This is a genomic window from Caballeronia glebae, assembly GCF_001545035.1.
GTDB lineage: Bacteria > Pseudomonadota > Gammaproteobacteria > Burkholderiales > Burkholderiaceae > Caballeronia > Caballeronia glebae.
The window spans coordinates 15,481-41,269 of sequence record NZ_FCOJ02000064.1; the positions used below are offsets into that span (position 1 = coordinate 15,481).

Here is a 25,789-nt window from a genome sequence, read left to right on the forward strand (position 1 = left end):
GACTGGGATCACACACTAGCGAGGTAATACTCCTCAATTGTCCGAATAATACTGCTGAACCCGCGGCCTGCGGCGAAGCGTGTCGGCTTTTCTCGTGGGCGTACCTGCTGGATAAATCCCGTCGCGGCATGCTTTGCCGACGCGGTCGCAACGATCATCAGGTCGACGCCGAGTGCCATGGTCTTCAACGTTGGCGTCCCGACTGCGTCATGGGAGAGCAGGACCTTGATACTCGAATCAAGTTGCTTAAGGACCTGCGCAGCCTGCCGGGCAGCGGACTCGGTAAGCGAGTAAATGCCAATTGTTCTGGAATGCAGCGCCGCCGCCAGAGATTGCATTTTCTCCGAGGCATCGGGCGGTGCGCCCGGATGTTCGCCGTCGGTCGGTGTCCACTCCAGGACGGAACCAAGCGCGTGCAACGAGATCTTCTGTCCGGGCGTGAGACGGTGGCGCAGAGGCGCAAGCCGAGATTGGACGGAGACGGAGAAATTCTCACGCGCCTGTGGGCTCGGCGCCTGATTTAGGAAAGCCTCCTCCAAGATATCGAGCAACCAGTACACATTGCGTACACCGACGCCCTCACCGGTCAAGGCGAGGCAGTCATCCAGCAGTGTTGTGTAGCGGGACGGCGCCACACCAACTGCCAATAGTGCCCGGATCAATATGGCTGCCGAATCGAATACAGCTGAGCCTCGGCGGGCACCCAACACCAAATGAAACAGCAGCGCCTCATAGACGGGAACCATTGAGGGACGAGGGAAATCCGTATCTCTCGCTACCCAAGATACGAGAAGCGGCAGCGCGTCCGCCAATCGTTCATCAGCAGGAGGCGAGTCTGGGACAGATAACAATGCAGTAGCAAGGCGTTCTATGTCCACGGCGTCGGTCACTGCCGAGACTGGCCATTCCGTGGCCGCCCGTTCTAGCACGCTCAAAGCGCCTGTGAACGATGGGTCGGGTAGTCGACTGAGCCACGCTTCCCAGTCTGTGGGAGGGGCGCTCCCGAGTTCCATTTGTACCGTCTGCCATGTCGACTTGAATAATTCCGAGCGTAACAGGGCCTTTCGATCCTGATCGGACAACTGTGCCACTCTGGTCAGCGCTTCGGAAATGGTCGCCAGGCTATTCAAATCCTCGGCCACTGCCAAGGCGTACTGCGCCTGTGACACTGGATCGACCTCCGCCGCGCCGAAGGGCGGCACATCGGATCCTATCGTTGGCTCTTGAACCTCAGCCACGATTTCCAGCTTGGACTCAAACTCGCCGAGTAGGCCACGGTAGGGCTCGAGTGCGGTTCTAAACTCGGATGAATCTGCGCTGTCGGTGATGGCTTGCCAGGCGAACAGACGCAACACCCCAGGACTGCTGTCCGGTTGGATCGGCAAGCGCAGTAATAAGGAAGCAAACGACCGGACATCGGCTACCCACCGTGCTTGCAACTCGTCGAACGATTCAATGCCGTAAAACGGTGCGAGGTATACCTGCCACAGCGCTTCAAGCAAAATTGCTGTCACGGTCGGCGGCTTGCGCGTGTGGCAAAGGGAAGCGAATTCTGGCAGTTCCACGATGCCACACCAGTCGCTGAAATGTGACAGCAGGCGGATACGAAGGAACGTGAGATTTAAGGCATCGACGCGCAACTCGCTGCTACAAATATCGAGAATCTGTTCTGCTCCGGTTCTATCGTTGCCATTCAGGCAATCGCCAAAGCTAGCGAGCAGACTACTTGTCGCGCGGGGAATGACTGAGGTTATTGCCGGAGCCCGCTCGATGGTTGTCAGCAAGCGCTCCAGTGCTCGCCGTGTCGTTTCACGATGCTTCCGCCCCTCTCCGGGGACGATACGCGCAGTGATATATCGTGAGTCGGAAAGAAGATACCGCTCTACGGGGATTCTTGGCAGCAATTTTGCGGGCAAGCCATCGAAGGACGTCACCGTCGCCCCGGCGAACGCCATCAGCAACGGCCGTAAGCGCCTCCATTGGGCTGCGTCTGTTGCTACGGCGTAATAGATCGAGCATTTTCCGGGACGAGGCCACGTCAGCAAAACCCCCGGAAAGGCGGACATCGATGCGGACTGTGCCAGCGTCTCGAACTCTTCTCGCGTCTCCGGGCTTAATGCGGCTATCGCTGCCACCTCACGAAACCCTGTAATCAAGTTAGCGAATGCCGCCAGATCCTTTTGTGTCATACGAGAAGTTCGCCCCATTTCTGCTCAAGCACAACGCGCCACTCTTCGACCGAGGCAGGATCCGTCCGAAGCGTCAGGTGCTCTTCGTTCACAGTGATGCCGCTGAAGGTCAAATTCATAGAACCACTGAGCAGGAAATCGTCCCCTAGAATGCCCTTCTTATGCACATCGGCGTCCATGACAACCTTTACCTGGGAAGGGTAGCGCTCACGAATCGACGCTAATTTCTCCAAGAAGTAACGGTTATGCTCTACGTCGCGCAACACGAACGCGACATTTCCGCCACGAGCAGCAATGGCTTCGACAACCTGTGACAGGCGGACGCCGCCGGCGCCCCAGTCTGGCTGTAGCGCTGCAAACTGGCGTGCCTGGTTGTCGAGGATCTCGATGTCCGATATCCAACCAAATGCCAGCCACAGTCGACGACTCGGCTTTAGCAGTTCGGCGACAAAAATGCTCTGCAACAAGTCTTTGATGGCACCGGCCTGGGCGGGCCCAAAAAGATCGCGCGGTGGTCGTGGTACCGGCAGAGTCATATATGCTCCCTCAGAACAAGTGTGACCTTCGTCGAGACATTGTTTCGATCGACACGGTCAACAGTAGGGAAGAACTGCAGAAAGCCAACATTGACCGGTGCGGAGATCGCTCTGACGACGGCCGCCCTCATATCTCCTGAATGCGAGTCCTTATGAGTGTCCTCTGCCACGAGACATGCCACGCCATCTTCGGCCAGTCGTTTCGCCAGAGTCGCTTGCCAGTCCGGTTCAGAGATGGAGACGTTCGATACGCGCGGAGCCAGTAGCAGGCTACGAACCAGCGCAGGATCCGTCAATCGGCGCTCCCGGAACGGGTTATACGACTGCAACGCGCGCTGGCGGATTTCGATGCCACGTGGCCACAGCAATCCGCAAAGTACTTGAATCAAGCCGCCATCGCTAAGAGCACCACCCGTGGATTGCGAGACAAGGGCATTCAACTTCCCCCGCGTGCCAGGAAGCCTGATCGCCAAATAACAAAACTCACGCAAGCCAATAGCGATTCCGTATTGTCCCTCGAGCCTTGCCCATTCGGTGACCAGTTCGCGTAGCAAGCGGTCCGAGTTGCTGTCCATACCGGCACGAAGGAGGCGGGTATTCAGTGAAACGCTTAGCGCATGGCTGATATCAACGCCACGTTTCGCGAGCGCATGATAAAGCTGCTCACGATGCTGCGCCCTGACGGTGTGGTCCGAATTCGACCGGACCGCTGCAGTCAAGTTGCATATCTCTGAATCCTCTTCTACTAGTCCAAGAAAGCGGATTAGCCCGTTACTCGCTAGTTCAAGATCCGTGGGAGCAAGTGCCGCCTCTAGCGCGTGAAAAAGCGAATGCGGTTCGCGTGCAAACGTATCCGCAAAAGCTTGGATGACCCCGGCCCCGCCTAACGTGGTTTCCGTGACCCATATCCGGGCGACTTGACCGCCTTCGCGAAGTTCCAAATCGGATACCAGTGTATCGATGGCCGCATGCCGCGGAGCGGTATTGATACACGCTTGGAGAAGTGCCTCAGCTAGGGTCTCCTGGACGGTCCGCCGCATCCAATCGCCAAACCTGATCGGGTCAGGGGTATCTAGTTCGGGCGCCAATTCGGCGAGTTTCCCGAGGATTTCCGGTCTGTCAAACCCTTCATTCAGGCGCTCCTCCAATCGGCTGAATTGCTTCTTAGCCTCGCCCGCATCGACCTCCTCCATTTCATTGGACTCTGTAAAGTCCGACGTTTCATGGTCGGCATAGGGGATCGCAAAGAGCGTACGCATTACTTCGGAAAAGGCCTGTTTTGGATGCTGCTTGAGCAGCGCCAACGCTGCTTGGCCCAGCGAAGAATTGTCCTGCGACGCCCGAGACAGCGACGCGGAGACGAAAATCTGGTGCATCCATTCTCGTTGCAGAGTATTGACCTCCTGCGGCAGGTCAGTATCGCTGAGGAAGCGATAACGATGGTATGCGATCCGACTGCTGCTAGTCAGTTCTGCGGGCAGTTGGCTTGCAAGCAACTCGGCTGTCGACGGCAGTTGAAAATCGACATAAAAGCCGTCCACCTCTATCTCGAAGCCCACCGCAATCGGTTCGCCGCCTGCATTGGTATAACGAACACGCGTCAGTTTCTCGCCACTGGTTCGCCGGACCGTAGCGTTGACCTCGGATGAGAACCGACGTACGGCCACGCTACTTCGGAACCGATGCAGGAAGAAATTGATGCCTGAAACATATTCGGGCCATGAACTACGTCTTGGGACGTCAATGACGACAGGCGTCCCATTCGGAACAAAGCCGCTTAACCAAACGGGGAAGGCATTTGAGGTCGGCAACACAACTTCGCGCGGCACTTTCCCCAAGCGAATTGACCACGGCCGGTAGACCGGTAACTGGCAGACTGAGCCGTCGCCGCGATAGCCTTCAAAAACGCCCAATGCTTCGTGGCGCTCGCAGTATCGGTCTATCTCAATCGATTGCTCTGATGCCTCGGGGTCAATCGGAAACCAGTGATAGAGCCCACCTCGCTCAAACGCAAACCGCCGCGTGACACGGCCAGGAGCCAGTTGTTGCAGCGCCTGGACAATCGGCAACGCTTCCTGCCTGGGTTGTGCGTTTACGGTGGAGGCTGGAAGCATCACCTGCACTTCGGGAAGGCTGAGATCACTGAATAGGTTTCTGGGAATGAAATCTGGCAACGGGTGATAGTCCACTTGCAAATCCAACGTCTGACTCTCCGTCGGATGCGCCAGACGCCAGCCATGAAAGTATCGTCGCACCAGTGTTGGTATCGCTTCAAGCAGGAGCGAACGCGGCGGCTCCCACAGGAGGGAATCCACTACCTCTACTGATATTCCGAGCGACATCCGAAGATGTTCTCTCAACGAAGCCAACACCTGCGCGTCGCCGCGAACGAGTGACGTCAACCGGCCCTTTACGCTTTCCTGTACCTGCCCACCCGTGTTGTTATCAGGCTTGCTCAGTATGTTCCAGATCCATCCTGATGTGCCCGAGGCTACTGCACCCGCCGCAAGCCAATCAAGCGTGGAGAAGACCGCCTGCATGCGCAGGACGTATTGATTGAGGATCGGTAAGTGTTGGGGCGGGAGGACCGGATCGAAGAGATGTTCGTAAGCCTGAAACGCGACCCGATCGCGACCATAGTCGGACAGCATGGTGATCATGAGCGGACGCATGCCCCGCTGTCGGCCCGCTCGGCCTTTGCGCTGAAGGAACGACGCCATGTTGTGGGGCGCCTTGTGCTGGATCACCGCCCCGACCTCCTGGTCGTTGTAGCCGACCTCCAGTGAGGCTGTTGCCACTACCACATTGGCTTTGGCTAGAACCCCCGAGTCTTGTGAGCTTGTTCTGCCTACAATCAGACGCTCGTCGAGACGGTGCCCTATCTGTTCGCATGCGCGCCAGCGTTGCCCTTCCGCATCTCGACCTGTCGGATCGTTTTCTAGTCTTCGCCGCAAGAAGGCCAGAGGCGATTTCGCTGGATTCGGTTTGCCGAAAATTGTGTAGGCCTCGGCGTCCCTCAGATTGTCGAACAGGCGATTGATGACGTCCAAGTTATCTGTGAACACGAAAAGTCGCCGGCCGAATACGCCATCAGAGATGGGGGAGTCGGGCCGATCCATTATCCGGCCAAGCAGCATGGATGCTTGGATCGTGGAAGAAAGCAAAGACGCCTGCAGCATCGGATCACCGCGCACCACGAGTTGGTACTCGGCGCCCTCCTCTGTCATTTCATCCTGATGCGGAGTCAATTCCATGACCTTTTCGGGCAACACACCGGTCAGGTCGGCAAAGAAGCGCGTCGCTTCGCGCAATGTGGCCGAAAGGCCGCACCACGTGACGGGTGCCGCCAGCAAATGACGCCACCTCCGGAGCACAAGCGCCGCTTGGGCGCCGCTCGTACCGACACAAGTGTGTACTTCATCGAGGAGGGCAAAGCGCGGCTTGCGATGGTTGGGCTGGCCAAGTCCGAATAGGCTGCGCATCCGGAGATCGGACATGCGCTGGTTCAGCATTTCTGTAGTAGTGAACAGGATATCGGGTGGTCGCGACATCAAAGCAGTCCGAGTCAATACGAGTTGCGATTCATCGATGACCGTATGACAGCCCGGTGTCGAGCAGACAAGTCGCTCAACCTTGGCGGCGATGTCACTCTCGTGCCAGAGCAGTTCGCCCCCGCATTCCTGACAACCGAGCCAGGGGCACACGTACGCGCTGCCTCGTTTCTGCCACTTGTCGGAGACATCCCTCGCGCTTGCCGAATTTGGCGTTGCACTGAATAGCCCACCCACGGAAAGGCAACGGCGTCCATCGCTTAGGAGCGCGGTATCCATCATGCGAGCGCGCCGAAAGGCCTCGGCCAACTGGTCCTTCAACAGTTCGATGCGAGGATAGATCGCCAGAACCTTTACCCAGTACTGCCCGGCCTGAATGTGGTCGCTGATTTGCAGCAATGCGGGAAGATAGAAAGCAAGCGTCTTGCCGCTTCCTGTGCCCGCCGTGACGATCGTGGCCGCGTCCGATGGCGCATCGAGAAGTCGCAAAAGCGAGCGCTCCTGAAAGGCGGCGAGCGTCAGTTCGGGATCACCGGTTAGCGCGTGCCACAGCGAGCGCCGCAACGCAGTTGCCCCTAGGATCCCGGCGCGTTCGGCCGCCACCGTCCTAGCCGGGCGATTTCGCCGTGGATAACGACGGCGACGAATGTCGATCCGGAAATCGGAAACCAAGCGCGGTGCTCCGTACCACTGGTCTTCGGAGAACAGTTGCTTCAACCGCGACAGCAGGCGAACGGACTCAGCGATGCGAGATCGGATGCGGTTCCCATGGACCTCGAACACAAGGCGACGCTCGACCAATTCTTCGAGCAAGTCCTCCGCGTCGCCAGATTCGCTTGCACCGCGAAGAACTTCCGCGCTCAGACGGATTGCTTCCTGGCGAGACAGGCTGCCATCGACATAACCCCATGTCAGGGACAGCAGCTCCTTGCGTTCGATTTCATCCAACAGGCGGAGATATATTGGCTCCATGCTATCCCATCCTGATTCGCAAAGCTTGCTTCAGGCCGTGCGCCGAAAGCCACTCCAGAACTTCAGCGTTTAGCCTGGAATAAGCCGCACCGGACGGAGTTCCCGCCTCGCGCAAGAATATCAACACCCCTTGTGGGATGCCCTCCCCAGTCAGGTTGAGCCATTCTTCCCGAATTTGCGTACAGAGTTGCAGAACGCACGCGATATCTTCGCTTCCCTCCGGTAAGGTAGAACAGCGCAGCTCAGCCTCGCGTTTGAGATTGCGTATTCGGCCCACCGACTCTCTCAGGGTGGTGATCGACCCGAGAATTTCGAGCACTTCCACATCAATTTGCGGTAAGCGGGAACGCGCCCAATTCGCCCAAGCCTCCCGCATGGCTGCCTCAGCCTTGCTTGGCAACTGCCGCAAAGGCTGCGTCAAGACAAAGCGCGTATCTTCGTTGGGGAAGGGGTCGAGCATGACATTTCGGTCCCCCGCATAACGGTGGATGAGATCACTCACGCGCTCATACAACGCTCGAACCAACTCCGCATCCAAAGATGTTGGACGGATTTCCTGCGAGGCGAGTACCTGTGCGCAACCATTGAGTTTCCGGCACGCCTCCGCCGGACTGGCCAGTTCCTCCGCGCGGCGCTCGAACACGCCAGCCTGTTCCGCCCGTTTTTTGAGTTCGCCCAAGGCCGTAATATTCTGACTGAGCGTCTGCGCTCGCAAAAGCAGCGTCATACACGTTCTCCTTGCAGCTGACGAAGAGCGTCGAGCGAGCTAACAAGACTGTTTAGCGATCGTTCGATAATGTTCTCGCTCTCCTTCAAGCCCGCCTCACTTTGTCGTTCAAGCTTGGCGCTTTCATTTTCAACAGCAGCCTCTGAACTCTGCAAGAACGCACTCCCATGCTCCAACACCTGCTGGACGAGATCACGCTTGTCAATTACCGCAGCAATTCTTATCAGGGTTTCACCAACGCTTGCATTCCTGAGTGCGCGAGCGTGATCGACGGTGCGGTCCAGCGTGTTGATTCCCGGTAAGCTCAGTGTTTCAGCTAGCCTGCTTCTGGACGCTCCGGTGTTAAGTCCATACGAAATCGCGTTCTCGCTCGCGTTCCGCAGTTCCGTCACCAACTCTGCAACCTTGCCGTTCTCGCCCAGGTATCCGTCTAATTCCGCTGCCCAGGCAAGCCATTGGTCCTTTTCTCTTTCCAGGCTCGGCAGGAACTGCTCCTTGGTTCGGCCGTACAGTTTTGCCAGATCATCGAGTTCCTTTCCCGACGAACTGTTCGGCGGGGTTTGAGATAGTTGGAGCGAGCGGCGCAGCGACTTCAATCCGCGGACAACTGGTGTCACCCGAACGAAGTTACCGGCCACCCCTCCCTTGGTTCCAGACGACAAGTTCTTGAGCAGGTCCAACAGGCGCGGCCAATGGCTGATGATCTCCGCGTTCATATCCGTGAATGCACGGTCGAGATTCCTGAATTGGAGGGGCGCATTGGCTTCCCACATAAGCGCCGCAGTGGTCTCGCTCAGCGTGTCTCCAATCTTCATGCGCCCGCTGCGATACGTCGCGAGCGTCAGCAGTTCGGCGGCGGCGTTAGCAGGGTCCCAATCGTCCGTAGCCCCATAGATGACTTTGAGTTGCTGCTCGATGTGAATGGCCCATCCGCGAAGCGCCTCGAGAAGATATGCCTGCAACTTCTCACCGTCAGGAAAATCCCAACTCCGATATCGGTCGTACATCAACAGCGCTTCTATGGCGAGCGTGGCGTCAGTCTTCAACTCCAACGAGACCAGTAGGTGCTCGCGTCGCCTAGTTTGTTGATTTTCGAAACTGATACTAGCGGGTGCAAAAACCACGGGTGAACTGGAAGGATCGGCGAACACGGTTGCCTTTCTCAATCCGATCCTGTCCCAGTCGATAAAGCTGCCCAATGCCGAATGAATCATCTTACGCAGGTCGGTGACCAGACCTTGAGGCAGCATGGCGTTATTGCGTTCCCACTTTCGAACCAGGTCGACCTCCTCGGGTATATCCTCCTGCGGCAACCTAGGTTCTGGCAGCTTCTTGTCAACGGACTCAGCAGGTTTTGGCTCTGCTGAGATATCTCGCAACTTTGGAATCCCGAACGCATCGTGAATCCCATCCGAAAGGTTAACCAATCTTCCCGAGCCATCCCATAGCTCCAGAAGGGTGTTCCGCCGTAAAAATTCGCGCGGATCCATCCGTTCAAGTTGGTCTCGGTCGATTGGTCTCAGGGCATCCGTTCCGCCCACTCGTTTCAGCAAGGCGTCCGATGGAAACTCTCCGTGCTCCAGGTCAGCGTAGTGATCTCGCAACACGGGTTCTAGTACGCGGCGTAGGAACCGGCGAGCATTGAACCTCCCGTCATCGTCCAGAGACTCCGTCCTTGTAGCCATGATTTCGATGGCGTTTGCGGTGAAAGGGAACAAGCCGATCCCCTCGACCTGGCCAAATGAAGGCAGGCAATTCGCCTGGAATTCACAGGCCTCGCACCGTGAGCGAATCGGTTCCTCGGAAGAGATGCCTTGCAAACGCATCTTCCCCAATCGTAGGGCGTTCAAGTACCCCGAGGTCAACTGTTGCAGGCTTGCAGGTTTGCTCAGGTCCATGTCGACGAGCAGGGTCGTGCGAGAAAGTACGGTCTCCTCCAAGCGCTTGTAGTAGCCGGTCGTCACCGCCATCGCCCAGCGCAATTCGCACAGACGCTCGTCCCCTTGTCCCGGTGGCGTGATCAGGGCCTGTAGAAGTGCGGTGTCGATCCCTTGCAACCGCGCGAAATCTTCAATTAGCAAGATCAGCCGCTTTCCTTGACGGGCCAAATAGCGGCGTAAGGAATTCATGAGATCGATCAAATGGTCCGCGGAGAAATTAAGCGTCTGAGCGATTGCCGCGGCAAGGTTACGATTCATGAGGGCGATGGCACGCACCTCCATACCTTCCTCGTTCTTAATGTAATCGATCGCATCCTTGGCAAGCGCGGCAGCGTCCTGATAGCGCCGTCCATCCAAGGGAAGATCGCCGAGTTGAAACTCGCGACGTTCGATTCCGCTATCCCGTTGCTCGGGGTCAACGAAGACGTGCTGCACAATGAGGTCGACCGTACCGCCGGGGCTCTGGAAAAAGCCTCTGCGGAAGGTCGGATCCAGCAGCAAGTTGGGCAGTAGGGTCGCAAGATCGACGTCTTCGGGATCGGTAGCACGCCCGCCGTGTTCGATGGCCCACGCAAGCTCACTTAGGAATTTTCCAACCTTTGCGTCCTGCGAAGCCATCAGGGCGCCAGTACCGCGCAAACGCTCTTCGTATGGTGCGCGCTCGTCCTCAGGCAGACGCGAAATGATCCGTTCTACAATTCCGCGCAGACTGGTACCGGCCCGTGGAATCGTCAGCGAGACAGTCGACTCGTCTTCGGGAATGTTCATCCGCAGCCATTGGATAAGGTGCGACTTCCCTGTGCCCGATTCTCCTAGCACAACCGCTTGCACGTAGTCTCGCCCTGGATCGAGAAACGTAGCGATCAGGTTGTCTGGCGACATCGCGCTTCGCTCACCATCCGATGTGTGGGCGACCTGCAGGTCCGTCGGACAGTGCACGGCTCGAAACACGTGGTCTGAGATTTCCTCAGCATCGGGCTTCAGGATGCGGTGCAGTTCAAGCTCGTTCCAGCACGGGTTCTGCCTCATGCCGCCTCCGGTGCTGTATACCGGACATGGCTTACGGGCTCGTGCGCCTTGCCGAGATCCAGTATCCGTGCCTGCGCGTCAGATGGCTTCTCCAATCTCAGCAACTTCCGTGCTTGCAAGCGAAACAAAGCCAAACTGGTCGATCGCGAAAGGTGTCCTTCCTTCGGTTCGAAGTCCCCCATAAGGCGATCCTCCAATCTGACGCGAGCCACACCGCCATCCAAGACGGGGCAGTACTCTGCGGCGCGTTGCATAAATGCTTGAATCGATAATTCGCGCTGATCCACGAAAATGCTTGGCAGCATTCTCGCAAGCGCCTCAGTTGGATCGGGAATCACGATGTCTGCGGACGAAGCGCCAATTTTGAGTGATACGCGCTCCGCAAGGCCGAGATAGCGAGCCCAATAAATCAGGTTCTGGAACCTTTGATTATTGCCAATTATCGTGCGAAGCGCGTCCTGCTGGCCAAGTTGACGGACAATCTGTTCCGCGTGGATACCGCCGGAAAATGGGAGCGTGCTGTAAGGATCCTGCACCAACAACCACGATAGCGCTTCTGGCACACTCGATTGGTCAGATTTCTCAGCATGCTCGGGCATCACCAGTTTGGCCATTAGGATCGGGCGAAGCGCGTTTGCCCAATCGCCTTCCGGCACTTGCATGCATAGGTATTCGTCATTCAGACGTAGAACGCGTTCCTCATCGAGACTCGATAGCCCAAGCTTCAAAATTTCGTCCACGACAAAACCTGCTATCGTCCTCCCGTCAGCCTTTCCATCCTGCGACTCGGAATCTTCGTTTCCCCCCTTCTTTAGTGGAGACAGTTGCTTTTCGACATTTTCCCGGAGGTCTCCCTTACTTCCCAAGAAATGGAGATACTCGCAGGCAATGGCGACGCGGTTGGGGATTGCGGGGAAATTGCTAAGAACACTCATATTTGAAGACTTTTGAGTACATGCTGAACGGTGAGCAGAGAAAGGCGGTCTGCAAGTGGGCGGCCGGGGCGCTCGGGATCGTCGAGTCCATCGGGGAGCAGGTAGATGCGCTCACGTCCGACTGGCCGCGGCCCGAGGTGATGACCGAGCGGCGCCTGTCCGGGAGCGACCCAGACAAGGTCAGGTCCCGGCGGAAGGCTATTGCCACTTAGGAGACGCGGATCGTCTCCGGATGCGACACACCACGGTCGCTGCGTCAGCGCGCCGCGTAGCAGCGATGGGACTTCGCCGAGGACGAAGCACTTGCGAAGGCCTGCCTCCCACAAGCTCCCGATCAAATCCTTGAGTTTGCGCTCATAGGCTTTGCCACCGGACGACCTGTCACGCGCAATAAAGCAACGACCGTTGTCAATAACGGCCGCCAATTCCGGCCTGATTTGACCGATTGGCCACGGTGATGGAGGCATGGCAGGCCAGTCGGCAAACCATCCTTGCTCTTTTGTTGCCCGACAAACCTTGCAACCGCCACAAGCTTGAACGACATTCAGGACGCCGTCTTGATGTTTCAGTTTGTACATCGCGGAAAACAGGGTGCTAGGGCAGACACGGTCCTCCAGAAGACGACGAACGCCGAGGAAGTTCTCGTAACTCGCAACGAACAACCGTTTGCGAAGCGACTCGACCCGACTATCCCAGACGCTTCTGTCCCGATGCCCCTCGTGAAGGACATCCACCGCCAAAAATGTCTTCTGGGAAGCCTCGTGATTGCTGAGTCCAGCCAGGCGAATCAATGATGCATTGGACATTAGACTTAGAACACGCCCGTTCCAGTCTTCGTTCCGCTCCGATTTCATATCCGGCTCATAGCTCGGACTGGTGGTCATGTCAATCTCGAACCGGGCCTGGCCGCGAGCATCACGCTTCGCCTTGGCGAACATCGACTCCCACCTCTGAAAACCCTTGTCGATCGAGATAATCCTTTTGGTAGCAAGGCCCTCGGCAACCGCAAGGTCGGACCGGTCCGCCAACAGCAGCGCGATGCTGGCACAGTTATCTCTTCCGGACCTACCGATCTCCTGGTAGTACCGATCAAGACTCTCCGGCAGACAAGCGTGGATGATCGTCCGGACATGTGGATAGTCAATCCCTAATCCGAAGGCCGAGGTACCGACGACAATATCCAGTCGGCCCTCTCGCCAAGCGTTCACGACAGTGGTGCGCGTATCGGTATTGCTGCCCCCGTGAACCATCCCCACCCGAGCAAAGCCTTCGTCTCGAAGCCTTGTATGCCATGCTTCGGCTTCCTTCTGCTCCGTGACGTAGAGGATGGCTGGGCGGGGCAGGTGACGCAGCGCCTCGAGAACACGCACCTGCCGCTCCAGTTCGCTGTACGACAGTGGCGCAACCCAGATGTCTGGTTCGGGACGAAGGCGTGCTGCTGGCACAACGGAAATCGGCTTGCCACTACAGAAAAGTGTCTCAAGGGATTGCAGGGCATCCTGCGTGACCGTCGCGGACAGGCAGATGAGACGAGGCTTGCGACCTGCTGGAGCACTGCGCCTCAGTTCGGCAAAGAGTGCGGCTAGCAGTTGGAATTCGACGCGAAAATCTGTGCCCCACGCATTAACGAGATGCGCTTCATCAATAACGACCGCCGCCAGCCTTCCCGCCGCCGCCGCATCCAGCAATGGCTGGCGCAAGCTGGCTAGGAACGCCTCGGGGGCAGCAAAGACGAGTCCCTGTTCTCCACTGGCGACAGCTTCCCGTATGGCTGCCCTGTCCTCGGATTGATTTCCTATATAAGCATGCTGCTGCTCGGGAAGCAACGATCTGAAATTGCGAGTGGAGGCCGCATGATCAATAGCTAGGGGGACGGTCGGCACAACGACAGCTACCGTCTCCCCCGGATGTGCCGCAGCCACCGCTTGAAAAACCAGACTCTTCCCCTCACCCGTTGGCAGAATAACCAGTAAGGCTTCGTCACGGGACATATGCAGGGCACAGCGTACCCCAACGGACTGGCCTGGCCCACGAAACGTATCGAAACCGAGCGCTTCCGTAAGCCAATAGTCGGCGGGTAAGGAACCGTTGTGCCATTGCCGTGGCATTGCCCGGACCGTCGCCGCGTCCACTCCGTCGGCAGGCAAACCGTCTAGCCACGAGGGCGACCATGGCCAGGCTTCGACATGTGCGCCCGCCTTGTTCTGCAGGCCGCACGTCTCACACATGACCTGATCTGGCCAATCTATTGATTTTGGGAGAGGCAGACTATGCCGTCCCGCTGCGGTTCCGAATCGCTCGTCCGCATATCGGAGCGCTTGACGCAGGCGTACCGCGCGATCCAAAGCACTCAGCGTCGTATCGATTGTTGCCTGCCGCAAGCGCTCGAAAGGCACGTCCGCGCATCGGAAGCTTTCCGGATGAATACTGCCAATTAATGCCTTGCGAATGTAGCCAAACGCCAACGGGCCTTCAACGACTGTCACGTGCGCCCCTCCATGAACGCTGCGGGAGCGCGCCCGCTTAACACAATGATGCCGATTGCATCCAAAGTCACCACGGGGTTACGGAGCGCCTCCGAAAGCAAGGCGTTCAGTTCGAGTTCGCGCGCTAGTCCGACGTCCACGCGCTCGTTTGCCTGACGTTGATTGAGTTGGCGCTGGAAGAGTCTGCGGTTCCTTCGGTCTATGTCCGCTTGCCCACGTGCAACGGACTGCTCAAGCGCAAGCTTGAAGCGTGGTCGTTCGCGCAACCACGCCTCAGAAGAATTGCGGACCGCGTCGCACAACTGCTCGAATCTGCTGGGCTCGATGAGTGTGAACAAGCATTCCTGGCGGCTTCCGAGATTGTGGTCTCGCCCATGTGTTTCCAGGCTGTCGTAGGGCAGTGCCAAAAGCCGTATACGCTCCTCATCCTCAACCACTTCTAGTGCTTCGTCAATGTACAGTTCCTCGGCCCAAGGCTGAAAGTAGCCGTCCATTCGAGCGCGGAGTCCGCTCTTTTCATCCGCGGTCAGATCTGTCGGCAGGCTTGCTTCGACGATATAGCACAGCTTAAATGCGAACCACTCTTCTTCGCCGTCCGACAGCAAATGACGCCATGTGCCGAAAGCCGTCCCTCGATCATCCCATCGATATTCTTGTTCAACCGCTCGCATCAGTTTGCTGCCGACCCTGATGAGTTGAGGCCGACCGTGCTCGTTTTGCCTTAGCGCATAACTCCGGTGAAAGGTGTGGCTCTCGGCCAATGCCCCCTGAAATCTTGGCCCCCAAGGCTTCAGCGGGAGCAGGGTGCGTTCGGCGTCCCACGTTACGCGAAAGATCCGCTCATAATCACCTTTACAAGAAAAGCCGAGGCCAGTCAGTAACCATCCCCTAAGGGCCGTGGACATGAAGGACTCTTCGCCTTCGAGTTCATCAAGGTTTCGAAAAAGGCCTTCTGCAGCATCTTCTTCTTGTTGCACCCGATCAAGCGCGTATTGGTTGTCAAGTCGCTCGCGCTCCGCCGCCAGTTGCTCGCGCACATGCGGAATCACTTCATGTAGGCCAAGTGCGCCATGCTCAAACAAAGCATCGGTTAGATAGGCAGAAATTTCTGCTAGGGAGAATTGAACATCCGCGATCGGAGAGTTAAAGATGTCGAAGGCTTTTGCCAAGACATCAAACCACGCCTCCCATAGACTTGACTCTTCATTCACAGACGGAAAGAAAACACGCTGCTCGAGTCGGCGCTTTCGCCGGCCGAATCGGTCGAGTCGACCGATGCGCTGCTCGATACGTGCAGGGGAAAACGGCAGATCAAGATGGACCAATGCATCGACGAAGTGAAGGTTGAGACCTTCCTCTTGCTGCCGATTGCAAACAAGCACTCGCGCTTGCTTATCGGATTCAAACTCCGCTGCGATATCGCCGTCGTCGTCTCCATGCGCAGGTGCCGTCCAGACTCGCTCCTTTCCGAGTGTCGTCTGCAAAGCGGCGTAACACTTTTCTAGGTCGTCGGCGTTGCTGCCGAAGACCGCAATGCGTGGAGTTCCCTCTTTGTCCTGTTGCTGGAGTATCTCCAAATGACGCTTTATGACAGCCGCAACCTGCAAGGGTCGTGATGGCTTGTCATTTTGCTCTTGAATGACACTCGTGAACGCACTCCTCCAGGCTTCGTCGAAGAGGGCTCCGGGCAAAGCGTCAAGGATCTCAGCAAATACGTCTACGCTGCACCCCAATGCTTCAAACAGAGTAACGACGGCCTGTGAAGCTTCCGTCCGCGCGGCCGATGATTTCGGAAACTTTGATGCCAACTCGACACGCCATTGTTCGAAAAGCTCAAACACGCTCGTAAGGCGACTATCTTCGATCCAACTCAACCGGACATGCTCGAGGTTTGGTTCACCCTCATGCAGACTTGCTGGCCCCCGTGGCCGGAATACCCAGTCCGCGGCATCACGACGCCGCGTGCGGATTAGCCTATGGTGGATTCGATACACGTCCGCTATATGGCTCCGTAGGTCGCTCACATGGCGCTGTAAGGCTTCTTGAGCATTTTCCTGTAGTGCAGAATTGATCTGCTCGCCCATGCGCATCGCTTCCCGATCACTAGGAAACAAATCTGGCAGACGACGGAGTCGCTGGCGCAGGATTGCCGGGCTCGCATCTGGACGCAAGCCACGCAAAAAAATGCCGAGGGCTTCACGCTCACGGACTCGGGTTGAGAATTCTTCCAGACCCACATCACCATAATTGTCGGGATCAAGGACTTTCAGGAGACGTAGTAAGACCTCGGGTTGTCCAAGAGGAGGAGTGGCGGACAAGAGCAAAAGTCGCGGGGACGAACTTGCCAAGCGCGTTAGCTCGTGAGGAATTTCATCGGCCACCAGGTGATGCGCCTCATCGACAACGAGCATGGAAATCCCGTCGGTCGGAATGGTCGCCATTTTATCGATGGAACAGACGTTTATCCGCTCGGGAAAGTCCAAGATGGCCAATTTATCTTCTAGTTCCGTCTCCCATTGCCTGACCAATGAGGGTGGTGCAATGACCCAAACCCGCCCTTCAGAGTTAGTTAAAAGGAATTGACGGATGACGATGCCAGCCTCAATCGTCTTTCCCATGCCGACCTCGTCTGCGAGTAAGTATCGCTGCAACGGGTCCTCGAGTATGCGTCGCGCCACCTCAACTTGGTGAGGAACTAGTTCAATGCGTGAAGACAACAGGGCGGAAAGCCCACGGCAAGATGCACGCTGGGCAATAAGAGATCTCGTGAACGTTTGCCTGCACTCATGCCAGTACTGCGTTTCCATCCCACCGCCTGCCAGCACCGCGGTAGGATCATCATGAGAGAACCAACACCGACAATAGAGTTCTTCCTCCGAAATCCGCAAAACTTGCTTGTTCGGAAATTGAACATCGTAGTCGTACCCGAAGGGCTCCCTTGGGTGTGCATGAATAATGCGCCCCATTCGCCAGAACCCGCTACGGTGTACGTAGATTCGCGTTTGCTCGTAGAGCCGTACCGGCGCCGCCCCATTCAGGTCGACAAGTACTGCCTTTCGCCGCTGCGGAGAGAAAAAGTACTCGATTTCATGCTTCCCCCCGTGGGCACCGATGATCTTTGCTGGACCATAGCGGCGATCGGACACAAACTGACCGATATTGATCATTCTTTCTGGCCCCCTTGCCGCACCCATTCGCATTGGGCGTAGGTCTTAGCCAAAGGGTCACAAGCCAACCTCTCGCTACCCTTTGTTTTTATTAATTCTGGCTGCTGGGCTCGAACCCGCCGCCGTATGGTTACAAATCATCGCACAAAATAGCTCGCTGGCGAGCTGCGCGAATTCACAATCGGTGGGAGAGCGCACAGTCCAGCCATTTCGTATGTACCATTCGGCGTCCTTGCACGCTCGCTCCCGGCATTCGATGACTGCAGCGTCTCGCGAGTCGAATGCGCCGCTTGCGTCCGATCGCAGCGCAGCGCCTGTGAACAGTGATCGGTCAAACATGCGGCATGATCGCGCGATTTTCTTGGGTGGGGCGTGAGTGACTCGAGCACTCTACCTACGGAATAAGAGCGCACGTCGAGAACCTCCCTGACTACAGGCAGGCCCTCAGTATGCGATTTGTAAGGTGTCGCCTTTCTGCGACAGTGCAGAAGCGACCTAGTCGGGTTCCGCTGTTCGGCGAAGCGAGCCAAGTACCCTTGCCGGACATCAGAGCAGGAAGTCTAATGTGGGGGCACTTTTGGGGGCAACGGCTTAGATTCGTTTGCTATAGCGCTTATCTGTGGCTGAACTGACGGGTTAGTTTGATAGTCCTCCTCCCACCACGAATCCGAAGGGCTTGGCTCAAACGCCAGGCCCTTTCTCATTTCCGCTCCCACCTCCCCTTTTCCCCGTCGCGCTAAACTGACCGTGCCATCGACCGTGAGAGAGGCACCATGCAAATCAACATCCGCGAAATCGATCACGTCGTGATCCGCTGCGCCGATATCGACAACATGGTGGATTTTTATCGCACCGTGCTGGGTTGTCCGGTCGAGAAGGAACAGCGCGACCTCGGCCTCGTGCAGATGCGCGCGGGCCGTTCGTTGATCGATCTGCTGGCCGTCGGCGCGAAAATCGATCGGCCGGAGAGCGGTCAGGTCGGCAGAGGGCGCAACATGGATCACCAGTGCGTGCGCGTCGAGCCGTTCGATGCCGACTCGTTACGCGCGCATCTTGAAAAGCACGGCGCGCGCGTCGGCGAAGAGGCGCGTCGATATGGCGCCGAAGGCTTCGGCCCCTCGCTCTATTTCTTCGATCCTGAAGGCAACATGATCGAGCTCAAAGGGCCGCCCGAAGCCTGAGGGTCAGGCCGCGCCGGCCTTAAGCACGTTCCAGCGGATCGCGACCGCGTCGGCAGTCTCGCTGCCCAGCGATACCTCGCCGTCCTGCACCATCATCTGCAAACGCATCGTCCGTTCGGCCAGCTTGCCGAGCGCTTCCGCGATGCCATCCCCGAGCGACCAGACCGTCACGTTGCGCAGCCGCTCGACTTTGCCCTTCACGCCGTTCCACCAGATATCCGCCGTCCTGCCGGCATACGCGATGACGATCACGCGATCCGAACGGCCGCTCGCCTTCGAAATGCGCCGTTCGTCCGGCTGGCCGACCTCGATCCACGTCTGGATCTGCCCGGTGAGATCCTTTTGCCAGAGATCGGGCTCGTCGGTATCGGACAGGCCCTTGCAGAATTCGAGATGCTCGTCGGCGAACATGCCGAACGCAGCGACGCGCACCATCATCCGTTCGTCGGTCTCCGACGGATGACGCGCAATGGTCAGGGAATGATCGCCGTAGTAGTGGCGATCCATGTCGGCAATTTGCAGATCTGCCTTGTAGATCGTGGATTTGAGGGCCATTCAGCATCCGTCGCCGGTTCGTTGACCGGCGCAAAAATTGTCGATATGGCGCGATGGTTCGCGCGCGAGACCGATATTGTGCGTTGAATCGATGGAAATTTGGAAGATTGCGAGACGCGCGCGATCCGCTCAGCGAGCGCGGCGGAGATTGGCGTAGCGTAGATTCAGCCGTCGAATTAACCGAGCGATCGGTTCGCGGGTAATTCCCAACTCCGGCGCAATTTAAGAATCGCGCCGGATTGCCGATTTAGCAGTCGCGAGAAACCGCTTATTGATCGATGAAACGATCTGCGGTCCACATACCTTGCGTATCGTTATTTGAGGCGTTGACGAATTCGACGTCATGGCCCACGACACGAATCACACGAAAATGCGAATCGACCGGAGTCGAAATGCATTCAAAGCCCTCAAAGAACTGCTGCATCTTTTGATGCTCGCCGGCTTTCGCGTGTTGATCGGCCGAATCGAACTTGTCCTTGGACAAGCAGCCATACGAGTCGGGCCTGAAAGTGAATGTCTGCTGAGCTTGAATAACGCTGTCCTGAGCTTGCGCTGCGGAAACGACTGCAAACAAACCCATAATCGCGAAGAGAGCACCGGCGCGTTTCTTCATGTATAGCCTCCAGACGAACTCGTTTCGAATTAGCTATGTATTTAAAAGCGGATGACCGCAAAACTCATGCTAGAGGAGCGAGGAAAACTTGCAAGCACATGTTATGTGCGTCCGCAACACGTCAGAATGTCGCAGACTGGTTTTAAGTGAATTGCGATAAAGGCGAAGCAGACGAAAATCCTTGATATGACGCGCTTGGCGAAATGAAAGCTCACGTTTATGTTCACGCGACTGCGACAATTCGCCTCTCGTGTGCATTTGGTGCGCCGCATTAAGCGTGCGCGAGGCGAAGCCAACACATGATGAGCAGGGCGCGAAATACGTCAAGCTGGCTGAACGGCCTATTGCCAGCATGCGGCGTTCATGGATAAATCGACGCATCGACTTCAGGAGACCCAGCATGACCCTCGCTCAATGGCTGCCGTTCGCGATCGCATCGGCAATTCTCGTCGCGATTCCCGGTCCGACCGTGCTGCTCGTCGTGTCCTACGCGCTCGGCCACGGCCGCAAGTATGCTTTCGCGACGACTGTCGGCGTCGCGCTCGGCGACCTTACCGCGATGACCGCCTCCATGCTCGGCCTCGGCGTGCTGCTGGCGGCATCGGCTGAATTGTTCATGGTGGTGAAGTGGATCGGCGCGGCGTATCTCGTGTACCTCGGCATCAAGCTTTGGCGCGCGCCCGCCGTCGATACGGACGCCGTGCAGCCCACCGGCGAACTTCGCACGAGCCGCATCATGGCGCACGCCTACGCCGTCACGACCCTGAACCCGAAGAGCATCATTTTCTTCGTCGCGTTCGTGCCGCAATTCGTCGATCCGCACGCGGCGAGCGTGTCGCAGATCGCGATTCTCGAAGCCACCTTCGTCGGACTGGCGGCGGCGAACGCGTTCGCTTACGCGTTGCTCGCGTCCGGCGCGCGCAAGGCGATCCGCAAGCCTTCCGTGCAGCGCGCGGTGAACCGCACGGGCGGCGCGCTTCTGATGGGCGCGGGCGTCTTCGCGGCGGCGTGGAAGAAGGCGACATGAGTAGTCAGTCCGACGATTGGACCGCGAGCGCGCGGCGCGCGTATTTCGGCCTGCTCGACGACTGGAACAGGCAGGACGCGGTTGCCATGGCGGTGCGCTTTACGGAGCGTGGCAGTCTGGTCGGTTTCGACGGCAGCGCAATCGACGGACGCACGTGCATCGAGGCGCACCTTCTGCCGATCTTCGCGGAGCATCCCACACCGCGCTTCGTCGCGAAGGTGCGTGAGGTGAGGCGCATGGCGAACGGGCAGGCGCTGCTGCTGCGTGCCGTCGCGGGCATGTGGCCGCGCGGCGCGACGGAACTCGAACCCGGTCTGAACGCGATTCAGACGATGGTGCTGTCGTTCTGCGACGGCGTGTATCGGATCGAGATGTTCCAGAACACGCCGGCGGCGTTTCACGGACGGCCGGAGGAAAGCGAAAAGCTCAGCGCTGAACTACGCGAGATCGGCAAACCGGCCGGCGCGTAGTTTCGCCGGCTTTTATTTTCCGATGCAAAAGCGGCTGAAGATCACGCCCAGCAAGTCATCGGAAGTGAATTCGCCCGTGATCGCGTTGAGATTTTCCTGCGCGAGCCGCAGTTCTTCCGCGAAAAGATCGAGCACCTGCGACTGCTGATCGGCATGTCCGGCGGCGAGTGCAAGATGGTCGCGCGCCTCGCGCAGCGCGATCAGATGCCGCTCACGCGCGAGATACACGCTTTCCGAGCCCGCCTGCCAGCCCGCGATCTTCAGCAGCTCGTCGCGCAGCAGCGCAATGCCGTCACCGGTTTTCGCCGACAGATTCACTTCGCGCGCGTGGCCTTGCGCATCTCGCGCGGCTGATGGCGCCCCCGCCAGGTCCGTCTTGTTCATCACCCGCACGACGGGCACGCCCGCCGGAAAGCGCGCCGCGATCGCCCGATCTTCCGGAGTCACGTTTTCGCGCGCATCGAGCAGATGCAACACGACGTCAGCGCGCTCGATCTCGTCCCACGTGCGTTCGATGCCAATGCGCTCCACTTCGTCCTGCGTGTCGCGCAGCCCTGCCGTGTCGATGATGTGCAGCGGAATGCCTTCGACCTGAATCGTCTGCGCGACTTTGTCGCGCGTCGTTCCGGCGATCGGCGTGACAATCGCGAGTTCCGCGCCCGCGAGCGCATTGAGCAGCGACGACTTGCCCACGTTCGGCTGACCCGCGAGCACCACCGACAAGCCCTCGCGCAACAGCGCACCCTGACGCGCGTCCGCGAGAACCGTGTCCAGCCGCTCGCGGATGCGCGTGAGCTTGCCGCGCGCGTCGGCCGCTTCGAGAAAGTCGATCTCTTCTTCGGGAAAATCCAGCGTCGCTTCGACGAGCATGCGCAGCGTGATCACGTCCTCGACCAGCGCATGGATCTCGCGCGAGAACGCGCCTTCCAGCGAGCGGCCGGCCGAACGCGCGGCGGCTTCCGTGCTCGCTTCGATCAGATCGGCGACGGCTTCGGCCTGCGCGAGATCGAGCTTGTCGTTGAGAAATGCGCGCCGGGTGAATTCACCCGGTTCGGCGAGCCGCAGGCCGAAATCGCGACCCGCTTCGATCGCACGTTGCAAAACCAGTTGCAGCACGATCGGGCCGCCGTGTCCTTGCAATTCCAACACGTGCTCGCCGGTGTAGGAGTTCGGCGCGGGAAAATAAAGCGCGATGCCGCGATCGAGCGCTTCGCCGTTGCCATCGCTGAACGGCACGTAGCTCGCGTGACGCGGCGCGAGCGCCTGGCCGCACAACGCGTGCATCGCCTTTTGCGCGGCGGCCGCGCCCGCGCGACCGAACGACAGCCGCACGACGCCGATTCCGCCGCGCCCGGGCGCAGTGGCGATTGCGACGATCGGATCGGTGTCGTTGCTCAGCATGTCGATGGCGCAATGGGATGGTTTCGAAGTGCGGGCATTGTATCGCGGCGTCCGAATCGCCTCGTTTCTCGCTGGCGGAACCCGGCTAGATAAGTTATCTTTTTTGAGATAGACAATTTTATCCAGACCGAAAAGCGAAATTTTGTACGACGAGCGAGGTGAGGCTTACTGGCGTTGCGGCTTCGATGCAAATAGATTGCCGATAAGCAGCGAATAAGATCACGTAATTAAGATAAATCAATGCGAGTGCGCGCCAAATCTAGCGTAAATGGTTGACTTGTAAGCAGCGATTGCCTCGCACAATCCAGCCCATGCCTACACCACAAGAAAAGACCGATTTCTCCGAGCGGCTCAAATTCTCGATGACCCGCGCAGCCGAAAAGATGCGCGGAGCAACTGATCTCGCATTGCACTTCAATCTGCGCTATCGAGGCGAACCCGTTTCGCCGCAGACGGCGCACAAGTGGCTCACCGCGCGTTCGATTCCGACCGCCGACAAGCTGAAGACGCTCGCCGACTGGTTCAAGGTCGATCAGCACTGGCTCCACTACGGACCGCCGCCGAGCGGCAATCCGCAGGTGACGCCGAAGCCGCTCGCGCGCGACGAGCAATATCCCGCATCCGAGGAAACGCTCGAACTGGCGACGAAGATCGAAGCGCTGTCGCCGCATCATCGGTATTTGCTCGAAGAACTCGTCGAGCAGTTTTATGGATCGATGAAGCGGTAAATTTCCACTCCACCAAAGAAAAACGCCCGGCCAGAGCCGGGCGTTTTCACATTCGAAGCCGAAGAAGCGCTTACGCGGCCTTCTTCTTATTCTTTCCCATCATGCGCGTGATGTAGTACTGCTGGGCGATCGACAGCACGTTGTTCACCACGTAGTACAGCACGAGACCGGCCGGGAAGAAGAAGAACATGACCGAGAACGCGATCGGCATGAACATCATCATCTTGGCTTGCACCGGGTCCGGAGGCGTCGGGTTCAGCTTGGTTTGCAGGAACATCGACACCGCCATCAGCACCGGCAGAATGAAATACGGGTCCTGTTGCGACAGATCGTGAATCCAGCCGATCCACGGTGCGCCGCGCATTTCCACCGACGACAGCAGCACCCAGTACAGCGAGATGAACACCGGAATCTGCACGACCACCGGCAGACAGCCGCCGAACGGATTGACCTTCTCGGTCTTGTACAGCTCCATCAGCGCCGCATTCATCTTTTGCGGGTCGCTCTTGAAGCGCTCACGGAGCTGTTGCATGCGCGGCGTGATTTCCTTCATGCGCGCCATCGACTTGTAGCTCGCCGCCGACAGCGGGAAGAACACCGCCTTGATGAGCAGCGTGAGCAGCACGATCGCCCAGCCCCAGTTGCCGACGAAGCCGTGGATCTTTTCGAGCAGCCAGAAGAGCGGCTTGGCGATGATCGTCACCATGCCGTAGTCCTTCACCAGCTCCAGACCCGGCGCGATGCCTTCGAGCATGCGCTCTTCTTCCGGACCGGCGAAGAGGCGCGCATCGACGTTCACGGTCTGTCCCGGCGCGATGGTCTGCGCGGGCAGCGTCACGCCAACGCGATACAGGTCCGGGTCGATCTTCTGAACGTAGATGTCGCGCTTCACGCCCTGCGGCGGGAGCCATGCCGACGCGAAGTAGTGCTGCACCATCGCGATCCACCCGTTGTCCGACGACGGCTCGAACGTTGCCTTGTTCTTGTCGATGTCGGAGAAGTCGATCTTCTGGAAGTGCTTCTGCTCCGTGTAGACCGCCGGCCCGATGAACGTATGCGAGAAACGCGGCGTCTCGACCGGCGTGTTGTCGCGCACGAGTTCCATGTAGAGCTTGGGCGAGACCGGCGCGGCGCCGACGTTCTCGATCTTCGTGTCGACGTTGATCACATAGCTGCCGCGCGTGAACGTGTAGGTCTTGATGACCTTCACGCCACCCTTCACCGGCGATTCGAACGCGATCTTCAGCGTCTTTTCGTCGCCCGTCAGCGACGTCTGGCCGGGAATCGGCGTGAAGACGTCGTTGTGGTTCGGGAAATCGCCGCCGGAGAGGCCCGTGCGCGCGAGATAGGTATGGTTCGCCGTGTGATCGAAGAGCGTGATGTAGAGGTCCGGCTGCTTGCCGTCGCCCTCTTTCATCAGCGAAAGCTTCGAAAGCGTGCCTCCGCGCGTGTCGATTTCACCGGAGTACACGTCCGTCGTGAACTTCACGAGTTGCGCTTGCGCCGTAGCGGGCGGCGTCGTCGTGCCGGGTGCGGCCGTGCCCGCAGGCGCGTTCGGCAGTACGGAGGGCTGCACGCCGGATGCGGCCGAGCCCGGCGCCGGGTTGCTGGCGGTCTTCACCGGCTGCGTCGCGCCCGGGAAGAACATCGACGGGCGCCCGTGGTCGCGTTGCCAGTTGTCGAACAGCATGACAACTGACACGAAGAAGATGACCCATAGGACGGTGCGTTTGATATCCATGCGTTGTCTCAGTGTCGATCGGAAAGCGCTTCAGCGCCGTTTAGTGTTGAAAGCTTGTCTTGCCCGGAATCGTCGGACTTCGGGCGCGATTCGGACGTGTCGTCAGAGGCGACATGTCCGCGGGGAGGCGGCACGAGATCGACGCCGCCCGCCGAAAGAGGATGGCAGCGGCACAACCGCTTCACGGCGAGATACGTGCCATGCGCGGCGCCATGATACTGGATTGCTTCGCGTGCGTAGTCGGAACAGGAAGGATAAAAGCGGCACCGGTTGCCGAGCAGAGGGCTCACTGCAACCTTGTAGAAGCGCAACAACGCGATAAGTGCCGTTTGCATAAGCTTCGCGCCGCGCGCCGCGTTCACCATGAGAGGCAAATCTGGCGCATCCGCGCTTCATGACCCTGACGGGTCGGATGTGTCGTCGACGGCGGGCGCCTCGGGCGGCGCCGCCACGGTTTCGGCCCTGCGGCGTGCGGCTTCGCGCACGGCACGGTCGAACAATGCTTCCAGCTCGCTGCCGACGAGCGCCCGAAGCGGCGGGG

The 25,789-nt window shown here is 58.4% G+C and carries 16 protein-coding genes and 1 pseudogene; 4 read left to right on the forward strand and 13 right to left on the reverse strand.

Annotated features, from left to right (window positions below; all coding sequences use genetic code 11):
* Positions 1 to 8: 8 nt before the first annotated feature.
* From dpdD to dpdE, 8 genes are read right to left on the reverse strand one after another with little or no spacing between them, the layout of a single operon-like run.
* Entirely contained in the window at positions 9 to 2,189 is a 2,181-nt protein-coding gene (gene dpdD, locus AWB82_RS30430) for a protein DpdD (RefSeq protein ID WP_086973023.1), read from the reverse strand.
* Positions 2,186 to 2,725: a phospholipase D-like domain-containing protein DpdK gene (dpdK, locus tag AWB82_RS30435; RefSeq protein ID WP_086973024.1), complete on the reverse strand. Its 540-nt coding sequence runs from the start codon at positions 2,723 to 2,725 to the stop codon at positions 2,186 to 2,188. The genes dpdD and dpdK overlap by 4 nt, the downstream gene beginning before the upstream one ends.
* Positions 2,722 to 7,248, reverse strand: a complete 4,527-nt coding sequence (gene dpdJ / locus AWB82_RS30440; RefSeq protein ID WP_086973025.1) for a protein DpdJ — start codon at positions 7,246 to 7,248, stop codon at positions 2,722 to 2,724. Before dpdJ ends, dpdK begins: the two co-directional genes overlap by 4 nt.
* A 1-nt stretch (position 7,249) precedes the next feature.
* Positions 7,250 to 7,975 (reverse strand): hypothetical protein, encoded by a 726-nt coding sequence (locus tag AWB82_RS30445; protein ID WP_086973026.1) that lies wholly within the window; start codon positions 7,973 to 7,975, stop codon positions 7,250 to 7,252.
* Positions 7,972 to 10,944, reverse strand: coding sequence for a protein DpdH (dpdH, locus tag AWB82_RS30450; RefSeq protein ID WP_086973027.1), 2,973 nt, complete (start codon positions 10,942 to 10,944; stop codon positions 7,972 to 7,974). Before dpdH ends, AWB82_RS30445 begins: the two co-directional genes overlap by 4 nt.
* On the reverse strand, positions 10,941 to 11,879 hold the full coding sequence (gene dpdG / locus AWB82_RS30455) for a protein DpdG (protein WP_086973028.1): 939 nt from the start codon (positions 11,877 to 11,879) through the stop codon (positions 10,941 to 10,943). The genes dpdH and dpdG overlap by 4 nt, the downstream gene beginning before the upstream one ends.
* On the reverse strand, positions 11,876 to 14,365 hold the full coding sequence (dpdF, locus tag AWB82_RS30460; RefSeq protein WP_143756927.1) for a protein DpdF: 2,490 nt from the start codon (positions 14,363 to 14,365) through the stop codon (positions 11,876 to 11,878). Before dpdF ends, dpdG begins: the two co-directional genes overlap by 4 nt.
* Positions 14,362 to 17,532 carry a protein DpdE gene (gene dpdE, locus AWB82_RS30465; protein ID WP_159462641.1) on the reverse strand — a complete coding sequence of 1,057 codons (3,171 nt, stop codon included), beginning with the start codon at positions 17,530 to 17,532 and terminating at the stop codon, positions 14,362 to 14,364. The genes dpdF and dpdE overlap by 4 nt, the downstream gene beginning before the upstream one ends.
* A 773-nt stretch (positions 17,533 to 18,305) precedes the next feature.
* Between dpdE and AWB82_RS30470 the strand changes: the two genes are divergently transcribed.
* The gene (locus AWB82_RS30470; protein ID WP_086973031.1) at positions 18,306 to 18,713 is read left to right on the forward strand and encodes a VOC family protein; all 408 of its coding nucleotides are present in this window, start codon (positions 18,306 to 18,308) and stop codon (positions 18,711 to 18,713) included.
* Between the two features lie 3 nt (positions 18,714 to 18,716).
* Here the strand turns inward: AWB82_RS30470 and AWB82_RS30475 are convergent, their stop codons facing one another.
* Positions 18,717 to 19,268 (reverse strand): YaeQ family protein, encoded by a 552-nt coding sequence (locus tag AWB82_RS30475; RefSeq protein ID WP_086973032.1) that lies wholly within the window; start codon positions 19,266 to 19,268, stop codon positions 18,717 to 18,719.
* 268 nt (positions 19,269 to 19,536) lie between these two features.
* On the reverse strand, positions 19,537 to 19,881 hold the full coding sequence (gene sap1, locus AWB82_RS30480; RefSeq protein WP_086973033.1) for a surface attachment protein Sap1: 345 nt from the start codon (positions 19,879 to 19,881) through the stop codon (positions 19,537 to 19,539).
* A gap of 400 nt (positions 19,882 to 20,281) precedes the next feature.
* Here sap1 and AWB82_RS30485 point away from each other — a divergent pair, with 400 nt between their 5' ends.
* Together AWB82_RS30485 and AWB82_RS30490 are read left to right on the forward strand one after the other, a co-directional pair.
* Positions 20,282 to 20,908, forward strand: a complete 627-nt coding sequence (locus tag AWB82_RS30485) for a LysE family translocator (RefSeq protein ID WP_086973034.1) — start codon at positions 20,282 to 20,284, stop codon at positions 20,906 to 20,908.
* Positions 20,905 to 21,378 (forward strand): SgcJ/EcaC family oxidoreductase, encoded by a 474-nt coding sequence (locus AWB82_RS30490; protein WP_086973035.1) that lies wholly within the window; start codon positions 20,905 to 20,907, stop codon positions 21,376 to 21,378. The genes AWB82_RS30485 and AWB82_RS30490 overlap by 4 nt, the downstream gene beginning before the upstream one ends.
* 12 nt (positions 21,379 to 21,390) lie before the next feature.
* On the opposite strand, the gene mnmE is transcribed toward AWB82_RS30490, so the two are convergent.
* Entirely contained in the window at positions 21,391 to 22,779 is a 1,389-nt protein-coding gene (gene mnmE, locus AWB82_RS30495; protein WP_086973036.1) for a tRNA uridine-5-carboxymethylaminomethyl(34) synthesis GTPase MnmE, read from the reverse strand.
* A 311-nt stretch (positions 22,780 to 23,090) separates the two neighbouring features.
* Between mnmE and AWB82_RS30500 the strand changes: the two genes are divergently transcribed.
* Positions 23,091 to 23,507 (forward strand): transcriptional regulator, encoded by a 417-nt coding sequence (locus AWB82_RS30500; RefSeq protein WP_086973037.1) that lies wholly within the window; start codon positions 23,091 to 23,093, stop codon positions 23,505 to 23,507.
* 70 nt (positions 23,508 to 23,577) lie between these two features.
* Here the strand turns inward: AWB82_RS30500 and yidC are convergent, their stop codons facing one another.
* Entirely contained in the window at positions 23,578 to 25,248 is a 1,671-nt protein-coding gene (gene yidC, locus AWB82_RS30505; protein ID WP_086973038.1) for a membrane protein insertase YidC, read from the reverse strand.
* 83 nt (positions 25,249 to 25,331) lie between these two features.
* Positions 25,332 to 25,583, reverse strand: a pseudogene (gene yidD, locus AWB82_RS30510) (membrane protein insertion efficiency factor YidD); the annotation flags it as partial.
* Positions 25,584 to 25,789: the final 206 nt, after the last annotated feature.